The following is a 16,999-nucleotide window of genomic DNA, read 5'->3' on the forward strand; positions in this document are numbered from 1 at the left end:
TACATCACGACACCATCTGTACAGAACCTCAGGAGACGGGGCGGGTCATAATTCCCATATCACTTGCCTTACGCCATGACCGAGCAGCCTTCCCATCCCTCACGCCTGCTGAAACTTTTCGCAGGACTTGCGCGATGGTTGCTTTGGCTGCTGCTCGCTTTCTGGCTTCTGGTGGCTGTCGCCTGGGGCTTGCTGCACGGCCTGATTGTGCCGCGTATCGGAGAATTCCGTCAGCAGGTACAAACCCAAGTCGGGAAAGCCTTGGGGGTACCCGTGGTGATCGGCGGATTGTCCGCGCGCAGCGAGGGGCTGATTCCCACGCTGGAGCTCACCGATGTCCAGTTGCTTGACCCCAGAGGCCGTGAGGCATTGCGCCTTCCGCAGGTGGTGGCGGCGATCTCGCCGCGCTCGCTGCTGCACCTGGGTTTCGAACAGCTCTACCTCAAGGGCCCCGAGCTCGACGTCCGGCGCGACGCCGAGGGCAATGTGTTCATCGCGGGCATCCACCTCAAGGACGGCGCAGGCGACGACACCCAGGCCGGCGACTGGCTTTTCTCGCAGAGCGAGATCGCCATCCTGCACGGCCAGGTGCGCTGGACCGACGAGCTGCGCGGCGCTCCGCCACTGGCGCTGCGCGACGTGAACCTGGTGGTGCGCAACGGCGCGTGGCGTCACAGCATGCGGCTTGACGCCACCCCGCCCGAAGGCTGGGGCGAGCGTTTCAGCCTGCGGGCCAACTTCCGCGAGCCGATCTGGTCGGTGCGAAGCGGCAATTTCAAGGCCTGGAGCGGCCAGATCCATGCCGATCTGCCAAGCGGGGACGTGTCGCGCCTTCATCAATATGCCGACCTGGGAGCACTCCGGGTCAGCGAGGGCCACGGTGCCGTGCGCGCCTGGGCGGACGTGCGGCGCGGCGTGGTGGTTGGCGGTGTGGCCGACGTGGCGCTGTCGCAGGTGCGCGCCACACTGGGTGAGCGGCTTGAACCGCTGTCGCTCACGTCGGTGAAGGGGCGCCTCGGTTTCCAGCAGCTCGCCAATGGGTTCGAGGCCAGCGTCCAGAACCTGGAGTTCTCCACTGACGACGGCAGGCACTGGCCCTCCTCGACTCTGTTTCTCACGCAACTGGGAAAGGGCAGCGCCAATCCGGCGGGGGAGCATGGCGAGCTGCGTGCCAGCCAGGTCAATCTGGAGGCGCTCGCGCAGATCGCCAGCCGGCTGCCGCTCGGCGAGAAGCTGCATGAGGAACTGCTCAGGGCGGCGCCACGCGGCATGCTGAGCCATCTCGAAGCGAAGTGGACCGGGCCGCTCGATGCGCCCAGGCAGTACCAGGCCAGCGGGCTGGTGCAGGATCTCGCGCTGTCCATGCCGGGCGCGCAGGCGGGCGGCGCGCCCGCATCGCACCTTCCCGGCGTGCAGGGCGCACGCGTGCAGTTCTCGCTCACCCAGGCGGGCGGCAGCGCCGAACTCTCGATCGCCAACGGTGCGCTGGCGTTTCCGGGGGTATTCGAGGAGCCGGTCATTCCGATGCAGCAGCTGTCGACCACGGTGAACTGGCAGATCGACGGCGAGCGCATCCAAGTCGATGCGCCGCACCTGCGTTTCGCGAACGCCGACGCGGCGGGCGAGGCGAAGATCGCATGGCGGACCGCCGATGCGCGCAAGTCGTCCTCGGGCTCGCGCTTCCCGGGCGTGCTCACGCTCTCGGGCTCATTCGCACGCGCGGACGGTGCGCGCGTGCACCGCTATCTGCCGCTCGGCATTCCTGAGCATACGCGGCACTACGTGCGTGATGCCGTCCAGGCCGGCGCCGTGACCCATGCGCAGTTCCGCGTGAAGGGCGACCTGCACGACTTCCCCTTCAGCAAGCCCGAACAGGGCGAGTTCCACATCGCGGCGCAGGTGAAGAACGTCAACTACACCTATGTTCCTCCCGCGTTGCAGCCGGCCGGTGAGTGGCCCTGGCCGCCCCTCACGGCCCTCGCGGGCGAACTGGTGTTCGATCGGTCCAGCATGCAGATCAGGAATGCCAGCGGCACGCTCGGCGGCAATGCGCAGGTCAGGCTGCGCAGCGCGAATGCGCAGATCCCGGACCTCGACCATCCGGTGGTGGGCGTCGATGCCGACGCACGCGGTCCGCTGGCCGACATGCTGGCGCTGGTGTCGAAGTCGCACATCGCGCAGCTCATCGACCACGCGCTCGACGAGGTCGTCGCCACCGGGCCGGCGGACCTCAAGTTGCAGCTCAGCCTGCCCATCGACCACATCGCGCAATCCCGCGTGCAGGGCAGCGTGAAGCTGGCGGGCAACGACATCCAGTTCATGCCGGAGGTCCCGCAGGTCACGCAGGCCCAGGGTTCCGTGCAGTTTTCCGAATCGGGCTTCTCGCTGGTCGGCCTGCAGGGCAAGGCGATGGGCGGCGACGTGAAGCTCGAGGGTGGCATGCGCTCGTTGCCGCAGCCGCAGGCCCTGTTGAAGTCACCCGTGCAGATCCGTGCGCAGGGAACGGCCACCGCCGAAGGCTTGCGTGCCATCGCACCGTCCGGACCGCTGGCCGCATTGGCGCAGCGCGCGAGCGGCAGCACGCCCTATACGGTGCAGGTGGGCGTGCGTCGCGGCATTCCCGAATTGCTGATCATGGCTTCGCTCGACGGCATGGCGCTCGACCTGCCCGCGCCGCTCGGCAAGGCGGCGCAGGGGGAGCGCGCCGTGCGCTTCGAAACCCAGCTCACCCAGGCATCCCTGGAAGCCAGTGCAGCGGCCGCGGCGGCGGGCCAGGCATCGCGGGCCGCGCTGCAGGACCATCTCACGGTGGATGTCGGCGGGCTCGGCTCGGTCGTCTACCTACGCCAGATGACCGAACGCGACCAGCCGGACCGCGTGCTGCGCGGGGCGATTGCCATGGGGCTGCGCGAAGGCCAGCAGGCGAAGCTGCCCGACAGCGGCGTGGCGGCCGACCTGACGCTCGGCGACGTCGATGTGGATGCCTGGGCTGCACTGCTCGCGGGCGATGCTGCGCCGCCGCATGCAGGAGTCTCGGCGGCAACAGAGCCCATTGCGCCCACTGCGCCCCTGGCGCCCGCGGCATCCGCAAAAGCCTCCGCTGACGCCGACAAGGTATCGGGCTACCTCCCGTCACGCGGCACGCTCAAGGCGCGCTCGCTGGAGTGGAAGGGCCGCAGGCTGCATGACGTGAACGCCAGCATCGCGAGGCCCAGAGGCATCTGGCAGGTCAACGCCCAGGCCGATGAACTCAGCGGCTACATCGAATTCAGGCCCGAGAGCGACACCGTGCCCGCGCCGGGGCTGGTGCATGCGCGGCTCGAGCGGCTGCGCCTGCCGCAGGCGTCCGATGGGGACGCGGACGACTTGCTGGATGACGAGCCGCGCAACCTGCCGGCGCTCGACATCGTGGTCGAGGACTTCGAGATGCGCGGCCGCCATCTCGGGCGCATCGAAGTGGGCGCACGCAATGCGGTCTCGGGCGACGGGCGCCGCGAATGGAAGCTGTCGCACCTGAACCTGATCACGCCCGAGGCCACCTTCAACTCCAGCGGCAACTGGGCGCTGGTCGGGGGCAGCGGCGCGCGCGCCGTGCGCCGGACGGAGATGAACTTCGAGCTCGACGTGCGTGATTCCGGCGATCTTCTCAAGCGCTTCGGCATGCCCGACGTGGTGCGCAGGGGCAAGGGCCGCATGACGGGCCAGGTCGCCTGGACGGGTGCGCCGCTGTCGCCCGACTACCCGTCGATGACGGGGCAGGTGCATGTCGACATGCAGGCAGGCCAGTTCCTGAAGGCCGACCCGGGGCTGGCCAAGCTGCTCAGCGTGCTAAGCCTGCAGTCGATTCCGCGCCGGCTCACACTCGACTTCCGCGACGTATTCAGCGAAGGCTTTGCATTTGACTTCGTGCGCGGCGACGTGCGCATCGAGCGCGGCGTGGCCACCACCAACAACCTGCAGATGAAGGGCCTGAATGCGGCGGTGCTGATGGAAGGAAAGGCCGATCTGCAGGCCGAAACCCAGGATCTGCACGTGGTGGTGGTGCCCGAGATCAATGCCATGACGGCCTCGCTCGTCGCCACCGCGATCAATCCGGTGATCGGCCTGGGCAGCTTTCTTGCGCAGGTGTTCCTGCGCGGTCCGCTGATCCAGGCAGCGACCCAGGAATTCCGCATCGACGGCACCTGGTCCGATCCGCGCGTGGAGAAAATGACGAAACGCAGCAAGGCCGCCACGGAAGCGGCACGCAACGGGGCCCCGGCTTCCGGCCAGACCGGCGGGACCACCGCGAACGACACAGCAGGAGAGACGCAATGAAAGCAGCCGCCATACAGATGGTCTCCAGCACATCGCTGGACGCCAACCTCGCCACCGCAAGGCAATTGCTGGAGCAGGCCGCGGAGGAGGGGGCGGAGCTGGCCGTGCTGCCCGAATACTTCTGCGTGATGGGCCACAAGGACACCGACAAGCTGCGGCTGTGCGAAGACTATGGCACGGGGCGCATCCAGGAGTTCCTGGCGGCCGCGGCGCGCGAGCTGAAGCTGTGGGTCGTGGGGGGCACGCTGCCGCTGCGCGGGCCGGACGATGCCCACGTGTTCAATACCACGCTGGCCTTCTCGCCCGAAGGACAATGCGCCGCGCGCTACGACAAGATCCACCTGTTCCGCTACGACAACGGCACCGATCGTTTCGACGAGGCGCGCGTGATTGCCCCCGGGTCCCGACCGGTCGGCTTCACCATCACGGCACGCGACGGATCGGCCTGGCGCGTCGGGCTGTCGGTGTGCTATGACCTTCGCTTTCCGGAGCTCTACCGCGCACACGCCCGTGCCGGCGTGGACCTGCTGCTCGTGCCGAGCGCCTTCACCCATGTGACCGGCAGCGCGCATTGGGAGATGCTGCTGCGTGCGCGTGCCGTGGAGAACCTGGCCTATGTCCTGGCCCCGGCGCAAGGCGGCGTGCATGAGAATGGCCGCCGCACCTGGGGGCACAGCATGCTGGTCGATCCCTGGGGGACGGTGGTTGCCCAGCGCGCCGAAGGAGTGGGGGTGGTGACGGGCACGCTCTCTCACAGGCAGTTGCGCGAGATGCGTGCGCAGCTTCCGGCGCTGGACCACCGCGTGCTGTAGCTGGAATGACAACCGGGATGACATGGACAACGTGACGCCGCCGCCGCTCCATCCGGCCACCGACATGGCGGCCGGGGACGCCGTGCCGCAGTGGCAGCTGCACCGCTGGCACAGTGCATGGCGTCGCTGGTCGCTGTGGTCGCTGCTGGTCGTGCTCGTGGCCAGCATGCTGATCACGCTGGTGTGGCTGGCCGGGCGCTACGAGGCCAGCCAGGTGCAGTCGCGCGTGGAGCGCGATGCGGCCGATGCGGTGTCCGACATCCGCCTGGCCTTTGCGCACAACGTGCAGACCATGCAGCTGTTGCAGTCGGGCGATCCCGACCTCGTGAACTGGGAGAGCCGCGCCGCCGACCTGCTCAATACGCGCCGTGAACTGGTGCGCCTCGAATGGCGCGACGCGCAGCTCAAGGTGCGCGCGCATGCCGAATCGCCTTTCCGTCCCCTGAACTGGGATCCGGTGGACGGCGGCAGCCTGCATTCGGACATGAACCTGTCATGCACCAACGCGCGCCGCGTGGGCGGACCTTCGTACTCGAGCAGCTACTTCCAGCCGCTGCCCAACGGCATGGGATCGGAGATGATGGAGCTGTGCCTGCCGCTGATGGCGGACGGCCGCGTGACGGGTTTTCTCGTCGCCACCTACTCCCTGCAGACGGTGCTGGTCGACCTGGTGGCGCCCAACCTGCAGCGCGGCCAGGAGGTCTCGTTCACCGAGGCCGACGGCACGCGGCTTGCGGTGGTCGGTGCAATGCGCAGGGGCACGCGCATGTTCACCGCGCAGCAGTTGTTCGACCTGCCGGGCTCCACGCTGATCCTGCGCCTGGACAGCTGGCATGCCGCCCCCAGTGTGTTCCCGAACGTGCTGACGGCGCTGGTGACCGCGATGTCGATCGCGCTCGTCACGGTGCTGATCGTGCTGGTGCGGGACAACCGCAGGCGCTTGCGGGCGGAGCGCGACCTCGGCGAGGCACTGGCGTTCCGCAAGGCGATGGAGGACTCGCAGGTCACGGGCCTGCGTGCGCGCGACCTGGACGGGCGCATCACCTACGTGAATCCCGCTTTCTGCGAGATGGTGGGCTTCACCGCCGACGAACTGATCGGCCATACCAACCCGCTGCCCTACTGGCCGCCGGAGTTTGCGGGCGAGTACGGCGCGCGCCAGACCGTGCGCCTGTCGGGCAACCATGTGCCGCCGCGCGAGGGCTACGAATCCGTCTTCATGCGCAAGGACGGCGTGCGCTTTCCGGTGATGATCTACGAGGCGCCGCTGATCAACGCGCAGGGCCTGCACACGGGCTGGATGGGGTCGTTCCTCGATGTGAGCGAACAGCGGCGCGTGGAGGAAATATCACGCACGTCGCAGGAGCGCCTGCAGGCCACGGCGCGCCTGGCCACGGTGGGCGAGATGGCGTCGCTGCTCAGCCATGAACTCAATCAGCCGCTGGCCGCCATCTCGAGCTATGCGACCGGTTCGCTCAATCTGCTGGAGCCCGATGCGCCGGGCGCGGCACCGGCCCCCGACAACCTGGCCGACGTGCGCGTGGGGATCCGGCGCATCGCCCAGCAGGCGGAGCGTGCGGGCCGCGTGATCAAGAGCGTGCACGACTTCGTGCGCCGCCGCGACCAGTCGCGCGAGGCGGTTTCCGCGCAGGATCTGCTCGATGCGGTGCTGCCCATCATCCGCCTGCAGGCACACAAGCTGCGCGTGCACATACAGATCGGCATCGAGAACGGCATGCCCGATGTCCTGTGCGACCGGACCATGGTCGAGCAGGTGCTGCTCAACCTGGCGAGAAATGGCATGCAGTCGATGGACGATCCCGCCATCACGCAGCGCGTGCTGGAAATCCGCGTGCGTCCCGCCGCATCGAACGCGCAGAGCAAGTGGATCGAATTCTCGGTGAGCGACCTGGGCTCGGGCATCAGCGATGATGTGGCCGGGCGCCTGTTCACGCCGTTCTACACCACCCGCGCCGAAGGCATGGGCCTGGGCCTGAGCCTGTGCCGTACCGTGGTCGAGCAGCACGGGGGCTTTCTGGGCCATGCGCCGCGCGAGCCCCATGGTACGGTATTCACTTTCACTCTCCCCGCCAATCCACCAGAAGTCTGATCAGATGGAACCCGTCTCCAACGCTACTGTTTACATCGTCGATGATGACGCCGAAGTGCGCGAGGCGCTCGCCTGGCTGCTGCGCTCGCGCCGCCTGCCGAGCGAGGCCTTCGCGAGCGCCGAGGCCTTCGAGGTGATGCTCATGGAGCGCCCCGCACAGCGCCAGCCGTGCTGCCTGCTGCTGGATGTGCGCATGCCGGGCATGAGCGGCCTTGCGCTGTTCGACCGCATGGCCGAGCGCGGCGACATCGCGGCCATGCCGGTGATCTTCCTGACCGGGCACGCCGACGTGCCGACCGCGGTTGCCACGGTCAAGCGTGGTGCATTCGATTTCTGCGAGAAGCCGTTCTCCGACAACCAGCTGGTCAACCGCATCGAGGCGGCGCTCGAGCAGTCGGCGGCCTACCTGGAGGCATCGCAGGCAAAGCACGAGGTGCGGGACCGGCTGGCCGAGCTGACCGACCGCGAGCGGGATGTGATGCGCCTCGTGGTGGAGGGCTTGCCGAACAAGCTGATCGCGGATCAGCTGGATATCAGCGTGCGGACCGTGGAGGTGCACCGGGCCAGGCTGTTCGACAAGATGCAGGTGAAATCGGCGGTGGAGCTGGCGAACCTGCTGCGTGACAACGCCTGAGAGGTCTCAGGTTTCCGCGGTTTTCAAGGATGCTGCTACCCCTCCCGTGTGAGAGGGAGGGGCGGCCGGATAGCGCGGCTTGCTGCGTGTGGCCAGGTCAGCCCTGGCGCTGCCCCACGAAGATCTCCACGCGGCGATTCTTCGCGCGGCCTTCGGTGGTGTCGTTGGTGGCGACCGGCTCACGCGAGCCACGGCCTTCCACGGCAATGCGGGAGCCGCTCACGCCGTGGGAGGTGAGGTAGTTGCGCGTGCTGGTGGCGCGGTCCAGCGACAACGGGTTGTTGATGGCATCCGTGCCGGTCGAGTCCGTGTGGCCGACGATGCGCACCTCCGTCGCGGGGTTGTTGCGCAGGCCTTCCGCAAACTTGTCCAGGATCGGCTGGAAGTTCGACTGGATGTCGGAGCGGTTGGTGGCGAACGAGATGTCGCTCGGGATGTCGAGCTTGAGCTGATTGTCGGGGGTCTGCGTCACGACCACGCCCGTGCCCTGGGTGGCCGCCTGCATTTCCTGTTTCTGACGCTCCATGTGCTGGGACCACAGATAGGTGCCGAGGGCGCCCACGCCCGCTCCGATGACGGCGCCAGTGCCCGCATGGCCGCCGGTGATCGCGCCCACGGCGGCGCCGCCCAGGGCCCCGACGCCCGCTCCGGTGGCGGTGCGGCGCTGGGTGTCGCTCATGTTGGCGCAGCCGGTGACGAGCATCACTGCGGCAAGGCTTCCGACCAATAGTGTTTTACGCATGTTGACCTCCTAATCCTCGTTGACTCATTCGGCCCCCGCACATCGTGTGCAGGAGGGTGCGGCGAAGCGCACTCGATTCAGGCTGGCAGAGTAGCAAGCTGCGGGGGCACGGTCTGTAGGACGCCCCCGCGCGTGGAGCCGGAGCCTGCGTCGCGGGAGGGCGCCGGAATGCAAAAGCTTGTCAACCGGCAACAGGCTCTCAGTCGGCGCTATCCTTGCGTTCCGGCGGGACACTCGCGGATGGCAGTTCCCCCTTCTTGCGGCCCGAGAACATGGTCCACCAGACAATAGCGACCAAGATGACCAGCGCGAGCAGCGCTTCAATCAGAATCAATCCCATGAATTTTCGACTCCTGCGCCTGGTTGCAACGACGCTGATTGTAGGAACGCTAGTTGCGTGTTCCACGAAACCGCCCCAAACCCCTGCTCCGCCTCCTGATACCGGCGCGACCACCGCGCCGCCGCCCGTCTATCACCCGGTGCCGGGCACGCTGAACCAGTCCAAGAGCCGCTGGGTTCCGGTCGAGTGGAACGACCTGCCGGGCTTTTCGGATGATGCGCTGTTCGAGGCCTGGAATGCCTGGCTGCGCAGTTGCGAGAAGCCCGCGCCGGCATTCGCTCCGCTGTGCGCCGACGTGCGCCGCCTGTCGATCGCCACGGGCGAGGAGCAGCGTGCGTGGATGATGGAGAAGCTGCGCCCCTATCGCGTGGAGGCCACCGACGGCCGCACCGACGGCATGCTCACGGGCTACTACGAGCCCCTGATGGATGCCGCGCGCGCACCGGGCAACGGCTACAACGTGCCGCTGTACGCGCCCCCGGCCGACCTGGGCGTGCGCAAGCCCTGGTACACGCGCCAGCAGATCGACACGTTGCCTGCCGCGCAGGCCGCCCTCGCCGGCAAGGCGATCGCCTGGGTCAAGGATCCCGTCGAGGCCATGGTGCTGCACATCCAGGGTTCGGGCCGCATCCGCGTGCAGGAGGCCGACGGCTCCGTGCGCCTGGTGCGCCTGGCCTTCGCCGGCACCAACGACCAGCCCTACAAGAGCATCGGCAAGTGGCTGCTCGACCAGGGACTGGTGCGCGATGCGACCTGGCCCGGCATCACCGCATGGACGGTGCAGAACCCGCAGCGCGTGAACGAGCTGCTCTGGGCCAACCCGCGCTATGTGTTCTTCAGGGAAGAGCCGCTGAGCGCGCTCGATGCCGCCTTCGGCCCGCGCGGCGCGCAGGGCGTTCCGCTCACGCCCGGTCGCTCGATTGCCGTCGATCGCGCGAGCATTCCCTATGGCACACCGGTGTGGCTGGCCTCGGCCGGCCCGACGGTCCAGCTCTCGCGCCTGGTGCTGGCGCAGGACACGGGCAGTGCAATCCTGGGCGCGGTGCGCGCCGACTTCTTCACCGGCTGGGGGCACGAGGCCGGCGAGGTGGCGGGACGCCTGAAGCAGAACCTGCGCCTGTGGGCGCTGTGGCCGCGCTGAGCGGCTCGCCAGGGTAGGCGCGGCTATTCGATCTCGACCACGTAGCGCGTCACCACCGGGGGGTTCTCTCCCACATGGAAGGCCAGCCTGCGGTCGCGCAGCGCCATGTCCGCGTTCGTCGACCGGTCGAAGCGGCGCAGGTGCTCCACCCATGATTCATCGAGGATGCGTTCCACATAGCGGCGCGGATCGGCGATGTCATGTTCCAGCTCCCAGTGCAGGGCGCCCTGCTGCAGGCGGGTGCGGCGGCTTTCCTTCATCACGGCCCTGAATTCCTGGGCGCGGGCCGGGTCGATGAAATATTCGATGGTCACGACCAGGTGCAGGCCGGCCTGCGGCGTGGTGCTCGCCTTGGGGCGGATCAGGGCCTGTGCGGGGCTCAGGTCCTCTTCGGCCTGGCGGTTGCGCACGACACGCTGGATGAGCGTCATGATGACCACGCCCGATGCGGCCGCAATGCCCAGGCTGACGTGCACGCTCAGCAGCGAGGCGACCTGGCCCCAGAGCGCCGCGCCCGCGGCGGTCGCGCCCATGATGCACATCTGGTAGATCGACATGCCACGCGCGCGCACCCAGTTGGGCAGCACGAGCTGCGCGGCGACGGTGAGCGAGTTGGCGGTGGTGATCCAGGCCGCCCCGGCCAGGATCATGGCGGGTACGGCCACATAGACGTTTGGTGCGACGGCGATCACGGCCGTGGCGACGGCCTGTGCGAGCGTGCCCCGCGCCACCAGCTGGTCGAGCGTCATCATCTGGCGCAGGCGCGGCAGGAACAGGGCGGCGCCGATCGCTCCCACACCCATCGAGGCCAGCAGCAGGGTGAAGGTGCCGGCGCCGCCCGCCTCGAGTTCGCGTGCGACCAGCGGCAGCAGTGCAAGCAGGGCGGTGGCGTGGAAGAAGAAGATCGAGATGCGCCAGAGCACCGCGCGCATGGCGGGGGACTCGCGCACGAACTGCACGCCCACGCGCATGGCGCTGGCCAGGCGTTCACGGCCCAGCGGGTTGTCGGGGTGCACGCGGCGCCAGCGCATGATGGTGAAGCCCGCGACCAGCGAGAGCACGGCGTTCAGCACGAACACCCAGTGGCTGCCGAGGCTGGCGATGATGGCGCCCGCCAGCAGCGGGCCGATGATGCGCGAGGCATTCATCGCCACGCCGTTGAGCGCGAGCGCCGCGGGCAGTTGCTGGCGGCTGACGAGTTCGGGAACGATGGCGGCAAACACCGGCCAGCGCATGGCCAGGCCGATGCCGTTGGCGAAGGTGAGTGCCAGCAGCACATGCGCGGTCATGCCGCCGCTCAGGATGGCCGCGCACAGCACCATGGCAACGCCTGCCACCCAGAACTGCGTGATCATGAAGTACTTGCGGCGGTCCAGGATGTCCGCGAGGGCGCCGCTTGGCAGGCCGAGAAGGAACACCGGCGCGGTCGACGCGGTCTGCACCAGCGCGACGAGCACGGGCGAGGTGGTCAGCGTGGTCATGAGCCAGGCCGTGGCCACGTCGTTCATCCACATGCAGGTGTTGGCGACGATCCAGGTGCCCCAGAGCATGCGGAACACGGGCACCGAGAGCGGAGCGAAGGGCGACTGCGATGCGCGCTCGGCCGCGCTGCGCCGGAGCTCCGCGGCAGCGGCGGCCTCGGCGCTGTCGGCGCGTTCGTTGTTGTCGGCGGCTGCCGCCTGCGCGGGGTCGGTGTCGTTGGGGGGCTGTGAGGACATGTCAGGCCGATTGTCGCGGCGAAGCCGGCCTTTCTGCACCTCCCGCCGACGCTTCAGGGTGGCCAGCCCGGGAAATGTGAAAGATCTGTTTGCGCGAATGCCGCCTGGTGGAATATGCGGTCGCCTTCCGAGCTGCCCATACCCCCACCCTTTCCCCCGCACGGCACATCAGCGCACCGTCATTGGTCCCTCACTCATTCCTCGCTGGTTCTTCACTCGCGGCCCGTGGAGAGATGGGTGAGCGGCAGCGCGCCGGCATGCTTGACCTCGCCGAGCGAGAAGCTGGTGTGCATGTCCTTCACATTGGGCAGGTTCAGCAGCACGTTGCGGGCGAACTGCGAGAAGCTGTCCAGATCCCGCGCCACCACCTGCAGCTCGAAGGTGCCGCTGCCGCTGATGTAGTGGCAGGCGACCACGTCCGGAATCTGCGCGATGGCTTCCTCCATGGCACGGGTCAGGTCGCCCGTGTTGCGCTCCGCGTCGAGCCGCACGAACGCAAAGACGCCCAGCCCGACCTTGTGGCGGTCGATTTCGGCGTGATAGCCCTTGATGTAGCCCGCTTCCTCCAGCGCGCGCACGCGGCGCCAGCAGGGCGCGGCCGACAGGCCTACGCGTTGTGCGAGCTCAGCGTTGGTCAGGCGGGCGTTGTCCTGAAGCTCCGAAAGGATCGCGAGATCGAATTTGTCCAAACTTTCCATCCTGCGATTGTTTTGGGAAAGAATCTTTCTTACATTGGGGTAAACACGGCAAAAAAAGAAAACACATATCCGCCTTCCGCGCATACACTGCGCGGATACGAGCGACAACGGAATTGCTCGAATAATTGATGCTGCTCAAAAGGCGGCCACCCACGACCATCACGGAGACAAGGCATGAACGCCCCACTGCCCGAAGACGTACGCCGTGCGCTCGAGAGCGTCACGCTGGAAGACAAATACACACTCGACTCGGGTCGAGCGTTCATGAGCGGGGTCCAGGCCCTGGTGCGCCTGCCCATGCTGCAGCGCCAGCGCGATGCGATGCAGGGGCTGAACACCGCCGGCTTCATCAGCGGCTACCGCGGCTCGCCGCTGGGCACCTACGACCAGTCGCTATGGAGCGCCAAGAAGCATCTGGCCGAGAACAACATCGTGTTCCAGCCCGGCGTGAACGAGGAACTGGGGGCCACGGCCGTTTGGGGCACGCAGCAGCTCGACCTCTATCCCGACACCAAGAAATTCGACGGCGTCTTCGGCATCTGGTATGGCAAGGGCCCCGGTGTGGACCGCTGCTCGGACGTGTTCAAGCATGCCAACATGGCGGGCACGTCGCAGCACGGCGGCGTGATCGCGATCGCCGGCGACGACCACATCAGCAAGAGCTCCACGGCCGCGCACCAGAGCGACCACATCTTCAAGGCCTGCGGCCTGCCCGTGTTCTTCCCGAGCAGCGTGCAGGACATCCTCGACATGGGGCTGCACGCCTTTGCGATGAGCCGCTTCTCGGGATTGTGGTCGGGCCTCAAGACCATCCAGGAAGTGGTCGAGTCTTCCTCCAGCGTCTCGGTGGATCCGGATCGCGTGAAGATCATCATTCCCGAGGACTTCCAGATGCCCGTGGGCGGCCTGCACATCCGCTGGCCCGATCCGCCGCTGGAGCAGGAAGCGCGGCTCATGGACTACAAATGGTACGCCGCGCTGGCCTATGTGCGTGCCAACAAGCTGAACTACAACGTGATCAGCGGCCAGAACGACCGCTTCGGCATCATCGCGAGCGGCAAGGCGTTCAACGACACGCGCCAGGCGCTCGCCGACCTGGGCCTGGATGATGACGTCTGCCACCAGCTCGGCATTCGCCTGCACAAGGTGAACGTGGTGTGGCCGCTCGAGGCGACCATCACGCGCGACTTCGCCCAGGGCCTGCAGGAAATCCTGGTGGTCGAGGAGAAGCGCCAGGTCATCGAGTACCAACTCAAGGAAGAGCTCTACAACTGGCGTGCCGACGTGCGCCCCAACGTGCTCGGCAAGTTCGACGAGATCGAGGGCGACAACTCGGGCGGCGAATGGAGCATGCCCAATCCCAGCCAGAACTGGCTGTTGCGCCCCAAGGCCGACCTCACCCCCGCGATCATCGCCAAGGCGATTGCCAAGCGCCTCAAGAAGCTCGGCGTGTCGGGCGACATCGCACGCCGCATGGACGAGCGCATCGCCGTCATCGAGGCGCGTGAGCGCGCGCTGGCCGAGCCCCAGCAGCAGACCGGCGACCGCGTGCCATGGTTCTGCAGCGGCTGCCCGCACAACACCAGCACCCGCGTGCCCGAAGGCTCGCGCGCCGTGGCAGGCATCGGCTGCCACTACATGACCACCTGGATGCCCGACCGCAACACCAGCACCTTCACGCAGATGGGCGGCGAGGGTGTGACGTGGGTGGGCCAGGCGCCGTTCACCAAGGAAAACCACGTGTTCGCCAACCTCGGCGACGGCACGTATTTCCACAGCGGCCTGATGGCGATCCGCCAGAGCATTGCCTCGGGCGCCAACATCACCTACAAGATCCTCTACAACGATGCCGTGGCGATGACCGGTGGCCAGCAGGTGGGCGAGCGTCCCGAGGGGCACTCGGTGGCACAGATCGCGCACAGCCTGCGTGCCGAAGGCATCGCCCGATTGGTGGTGGTGACGGACGAGCCCGAGAAATACCATGGCCGCACGCACCAGCTCGATGCCAATGCGGCGCGCGCCAAGCATGCCGAGCTGGTCAACGACCTGCCGCCGGGCATCGAGGTGTTCCACCGCGACGAACTCGACCGCATCCAGCGTGAAATGCGCGAGGTCAAGGGCTGCACGGCCATCATCTATGACCAGACCTGCGCCACCGAGAAGCGCCGCCGCAGGAAGCGCGGCAAGCTGGCCACGCCCGCCAAGACCGTGCTCATCAACGAACTGGTCTGCGAGGGCTGCGGCGACTGCTCGACCAAGTCGAACTGTCTGTCCGTGGAGCCGGTGGAAACCGAATTCGGCCGCAAGCGGCGCATCAACCAGAACTCGTGCAACAAGGACTACTCCTGCGTGAACGGCTTCTGCCCGAGCTTCGTCACCATCGAGGGCGGCGCGCTCAAGAAGCCCAAGAAGGAGAAGAAGGGCGACCTGACCACCATGCTGCCGATCCCCGAGCCGGTGCTGCCGGTGGCGGAATCCGCGTGGGGCATCGTGGTGGCGGGCGTGGGCGGCACGGGCGTGATCACCATTGGCTCGCTGCTCGGCATGGCCGCGCACCTCGAGGGCAAGGGCGTGATCACGCAGGATGCCGCGGGTCTCGCGCAAAAGGGTGGCTCGACATGGAGCCACATCCAGATCGCCAACCGTCCCGAAGCCATCTTCACGACCAAGGTCGATACGGCCAAGGCCGACCTGGTGATCGGCTGCGACCCGATCGTCGCCGCCACCAAGACCACGTTGTCCGTGATGCAGCCGGGCCGCACCTTCGTGGCGCTGAACAAGCACGGCACGCCTTCGGCGGCGTTCGTGAACAACCCGAACTGGCAGTTTCCCGAGGCGAGCTGCGAAGCCGCGATTGCGGACGCTGTCGGCGCCGAGCTGGTCGGCCTGTTCGATGCCGAGCAGGTGGCGGTGCAGTTGCTGGGCGACAGCATCTACACCAACCCGCTGATGCTGGGGTACGCATGGCAGAAGGGCCGCATTCCGCTGACGCATGCCTCGCTGATGCGTGCCATCGAACTGAATGGCGTGCAGGTCGAGAACAACAAGGCTGCGTTTGAATGGGGCCGCCGCTGCGCCTACAAGCTGGCCGAAGTGCAGGCGCTGTTCCAGGCCGCGCAGGTGATCGAGTTCGTGAAGAAGCCGAGCCTGGCCGAGATGCTGGCCAAGCGCGTGGAGTTCCTCACGGGCTACCAGAACGCCGCCTACGCGAAGCAGTACAGCGATTTCGTCGAGAAGGTGCGCCAGTCCGAGGCCAAGCTCGGCCAGAGCACCAAGCTGTCCGAGGCCGTGGCACGCTATCTGTTCAAGCTGATGGCCTACAAGGACGAGTACGAAGTGGCTCGCCTGCACACCGATCCGGTGTTCGTCTCGAAGATCGAGAACATGTTCGAGGGCGACTACCGCATCGTGCACCATCTCGCACCTCCGGCCACGGCCAGGAAGAATGAGAAGGGCGAGCTCATCAAGAAGAGCTACGGCCCCTGGATGCGCAAGGCCTTCGGCGTGCTCGCGGGGCTCAAGGGCCTGCGCGGCACGGCGCTTGATCCATTCGGCAAGACCGAGGAGCGCCGCACCGAGCGTGCGCTGATCAAGGAATACCGCGGCAGCATCGAGGAAGTCCTGAAGGGCCTGGATGCGCGCAATCTGGCCCTGGCCATCGAGATCGCCCGCATTCCGGAAGACATCCGCGGCTACGGCCATGTGAAGGAGCGCCACCTGAAGGCGGCGCGCACCAAGTGGCAGGGCCTGCTCGCGCAGTGGCGCGGTGCTCCTGTGGAGCAACGCCAGACGGCCTGATGGCCTGTCTTGCAGCTTTCGATTGCTACTGAAAATATAGCTTCCGCAGCCTGAAACAGGGGCTGTGGAAGCTTTTTTTCTGGCCTGGCGATTGCAAAGTGCCGCTTTGGGCCCATCTCATGCCCTGACCGTGATCGGGCTTTGGCGCGCCATATGAAAGCGCCACGAATACAATGTCCTGTTGCTCTGGCGAAAGCCGGGCCTCTCGAATTGTTCCCAATCGACCATCCCTGCTGATAGAAGTGGAGTCCTCAAGTGTTTATTTCCAATGCCTTTGCCCAGACTGCTCCGGCCGCCGCTGAAGGTGGCCTGATGGGTTCGCTCACCGGCATGCTGCCGCTGGTGCTGATGTTCGTGGTGCTGTACTTCATCATGATCCGTCCCCAGATGAAGCGCCAGAAGGAGCACCGCGCCATGATCGACGCGCTGGCCAAGGGCGACGAAATCGTGACTTCCGGCGGCATCCTGGGCAAGGTGTCGCGCCTGGGCGAAGGCTTCGTGCACATCGAGATCGCCGAAGGCGTGGAAGTGCAGATCCAGCGTGCAGCCGTGGCGCAGGTGCTGCCCAAGGGTACGCTGAAGTAATACGGCTTCGTCCAAGTCCGTTGCGGGCGTGCGTGATGCACGCCCGTCGTCGATGGACCGGCGGGGCAGGCCCTCAAGCGGGGCCTGACGGGCCGGTTCATCAC

At 67.0% G+C, this 16,999-nt stretch carries 11 protein-coding genes; 7 read left to right on the forward strand and 4 right to left on the reverse strand.

Features of this window, described 5'->3' with window-relative positions; all coding sequences use genetic code 11:
- The first annotated feature begins 75 nt into the window (after positions 1-75).
- From H9K76_RS21610 to H9K76_RS21625, 4 genes are all read left to right on the forward strand, one after another.
- Positions 76-4,317 carry a YhdP family protein gene (locus H9K76_RS21610; protein ID WP_187597311.1) on the forward strand — a complete coding sequence of 1,414 codons (4,242 nt, stop codon included), beginning with the start codon at positions 76-78 and terminating at the stop codon, positions 4,315-4,317.
- Positions 4,314-5,129: a carbon-nitrogen hydrolase family protein gene (locus tag H9K76_RS21615; RefSeq protein WP_187597312.1), complete on the forward strand. Its 816-nt coding sequence runs from the start codon at positions 4,314-4,316 to the stop codon at positions 5,127-5,129. The genes H9K76_RS21610 and H9K76_RS21615 overlap by 4 nt, the downstream gene beginning before the upstream one ends.
- Before the next feature lie 64 nt (positions 5,130-5,193).
- Positions 5,194-7,239, forward strand: a complete 2,046-nt coding sequence (locus H9K76_RS21620; protein ID WP_187600787.1) for a two-component system sensor histidine kinase NtrB — start codon at positions 5,194-5,196, stop codon at positions 7,237-7,239.
- Between the two features lie 4 nt (positions 7,240-7,243).
- On the forward strand, positions 7,244-7,873 hold the full coding sequence (locus tag H9K76_RS21625) for a response regulator transcription factor (protein ID WP_187597313.1): 630 nt from the start codon (positions 7,244-7,246) through the stop codon (positions 7,871-7,873).
- A gap of 97 nt (positions 7,874-7,970) precedes the next feature.
- On the opposite strand, the gene H9K76_RS21630 is transcribed toward H9K76_RS21625, so the two are convergent.
- Together H9K76_RS21630 and H9K76_RS21635 are read right to left on the reverse strand one after the other, a co-directional pair.
- Positions 7,971-8,615, reverse strand: a complete 645-nt coding sequence (locus tag H9K76_RS21630) for a YiaD family glycine zipper/OmpA-like lipoprotein (RefSeq protein ID WP_187597314.1) — start codon at positions 8,613-8,615, stop codon at positions 7,971-7,973.
- A gap of 199 nt (positions 8,616-8,814) precedes the next feature.
- Positions 8,815-8,955 (reverse strand): hypothetical protein, encoded by a 141-nt coding sequence (locus H9K76_RS21635; RefSeq protein ID WP_187600821.1) that lies wholly within the window; start codon positions 8,953-8,955, stop codon positions 8,815-8,817.
- Here H9K76_RS21635 and mltA point away from each other — a divergent pair.
- The gene (gene mltA / locus H9K76_RS21640) at positions 8,888-10,096 is read left to right on the forward strand and encodes a murein transglycosylase A (protein ID WP_187597315.1); all 1,209 of its coding nucleotides are present in this window, start codon (positions 8,888-8,890) and stop codon (positions 10,094-10,096) included. The genes H9K76_RS21635 and mltA overlap by 68 nt on opposite strands.
- A gap of 23 nt (positions 10,097-10,119) precedes the next feature.
- On the opposite strand, the gene H9K76_RS21645 is transcribed toward mltA, so the two are convergent.
- Both H9K76_RS21645 and H9K76_RS21650 read right to left on the reverse strand, forming a co-directional pair.
- Complete coding sequence (locus H9K76_RS21645; RefSeq protein ID WP_187597316.1) at positions 10,120-11,814, reverse strand: MFS transporter; 1,695 nt, start codon at positions 11,812-11,814, stop codon at positions 10,120-10,122.
- A gap of 212 nt (positions 11,815-12,026) precedes the next feature.
- On the reverse strand, positions 12,027-12,512 hold the full coding sequence (locus H9K76_RS21650; protein WP_187597317.1) for an Lrp/AsnC family transcriptional regulator: 486 nt from the start codon (positions 12,510-12,512) through the stop codon (positions 12,027-12,029).
- A gap of 174 nt (positions 12,513-12,686) precedes the next feature.
- On the opposite strand from H9K76_RS21650, the gene H9K76_RS21655 reads away from it, so the two are divergent.
- Together H9K76_RS21655 and yajC are read left to right on the forward strand one after the other, a co-directional pair.
- Complete coding sequence (locus H9K76_RS21655; protein ID WP_187597318.1) at positions 12,687-16,310, forward strand: indolepyruvate ferredoxin oxidoreductase family protein; 3,624 nt, start codon at positions 12,687-12,689, stop codon at positions 16,308-16,310.
- Between the two features lie 255 nt (positions 16,311-16,565).
- Positions 16,566-16,895, forward strand: a complete 330-nt coding sequence (yajC, locus tag H9K76_RS21660; protein WP_187597319.1) for a preprotein translocase subunit YajC — start codon at positions 16,566-16,568, stop codon at positions 16,893-16,895.
- Positions 16,896-16,999: the final 104 nt, after the last annotated feature.

The organism is Diaphorobacter ruginosibacter, from assembly GCF_014395975.1.
Lineage (GTDB): Bacteria > Pseudomonadota > Gammaproteobacteria > Burkholderiales > Burkholderiaceae_C > Diaphorobacter_A > Diaphorobacter_A ruginosibacter.